Origin of the sequence: Staphylococcus sp. MB377 (genome assembly GCF_001922505.1) — a bacterium.
GTDB classification, from domain to species: Bacteria; Bacillota; Bacilli; order Staphylococcales; family Staphylococcaceae; genus Staphylococcus; species Staphylococcus haemolyticus.
The window spans coordinates 1-1729 of record NZ_MAON01000039.1; the positions used below are offsets into that span (position 1 = coordinate 1).

Consider the following 1729-nt stretch of genomic DNA (forward strand, 5'->3'; position numbering starts at 1 on the left):
CCTTCAGGAATAGGTTTTGTCGGAGTGATAGTAACATGCCCTGTATCATCCGTCGTACCCGAACCAATAATATTGCCATCTTTGTCTAGTAAATCAACATGAGTATTCGGATCCGTTGTCACCGTAATCGGTGTTTGAGTATCGGCTTTACCAGTTAAATCAGTATCAAGCGTTGGAGTAGCTGGTGGCGTAGTATCAGTTGCTTTTTTTGGTTGAGAAATTGCCACATTAGGAACTTCCGCATTGTCATAAGCTTTAGCGATGACATTGCCCTCAGGAATAGGCACCGTTGGTGAAATTGTAACTCGACCATTACTATCCGTAGTACCTGAACCAATCACGTTGTTATCCTTATCAAGTAACTCAACACGTGTATTCGGGTCTGTCGTTACGGTAATCGGTGTTTTAGTCGTTGCTTTACCAGTTAAATCATTTGTCACAACAGGTTCCGTCGGAGGTGTAGTATCAGTTGCTTTTTTAGGTGCAGAAGTTGAGACATTTGGGTGTTCCGCACTATCGTAAGCTTTCGCAGTTACATTACCTTCCGGTATAGGTTGAGTTGGCGTAATAATGGCATGACCATTAGCACCTGTAGTCCCCGAACCAATAACATGATTATCTTTATCTAGTAACTCGATACGAGTATTCGGATCAGAAGACACATCAACTGGAGTTCTAGTCGTTGCCTTTCCAGTTAAATCAGTATTAACGATTGGGCTACCTGGAGGTGTCGTATCCGTCGCTTTCTTCGGTTGAGAAAGTGAACTGTTCGGATGTTCTGCGTTATCCGTTGCTTTAGCACGTACATTACCTTCAGGAATAGGTTTTGTCGGAGTGATAGTAACATGCCCTGTATCATCCGTCGTACCCGAACCAATAATATTGCCATCTTTGTCTAATAAATCAACATGAGTATTCGGATCCGTTGTCACCGTAATCGGTGTTTGAGTACCGGCTTTACCAACTAAATCAGTATCAAGTGTTGGAACCGTTGGTGGTGTTGTATCAGTTGCTTTAACCGGATTAGATGTAGAACTATTTGGATGTTCAGCATTATCAGTTGCCTTGGCAGTTACATTACCTTCCGGTATAGGTTGAGTTGGCGTAATAATGGCATGACCATTAGCACCTGTAGTCCCCGAACCAATGACATGATTATCTTTATCTAGTAACTCAATACGAGTATTCGGATCAGAAGATACGTCAACAGGTGTTCTAGTTGTCGCCTTACCAGTTAAGTCAGTATTAACGATTGGGCTACCTGGAGGTGTCGTATCCGTCGCTTTCTTCGGTTGAGAAAGTGAACTGTTCGGATGTTCTGCGTTATCCGTTGCTTTAGCACGTACATTACCTTCAGGAATAGGCACCGTTGGTGTAATCGTAACTCGACCAGTACTATCTGTCGTACCCGAACCAATCACGTTGTTATCCTTATCAAGTAAATCAACATGAGTATTTGGATCCGTTGTCACCGTAATTGGTGTTTTAGTCGTTGCCTTACCAGTTAAATCATTCGTCACAACAGGTTCCGTTGGAGGTGTCGTATCCGTCGCTTTGACAGGATCAGATGTAGAACTATTCGGATGTTCTGCATTATCTATAGCCTTGGCAGTTACATTACCTTCCGGTATAGGTTGAGTTGGCGTAATAATGGCATGACCATTAGCACCTGTAGTCCCCGAACCAATGACATGATTATCTTTATCTAGTAACTCAATACGAGTATTCG

At 42.8% G+C, this 1729-nt stretch carries 1 pseudogene; it reads right to left on the reverse strand.

The features are described from left to right. Positions 1-1729: pseudogene (locus BB045_RS12190) on the reverse strand (YSIRK signal domain/LPXTG anchor domain surface protein); the annotation flags it as partial.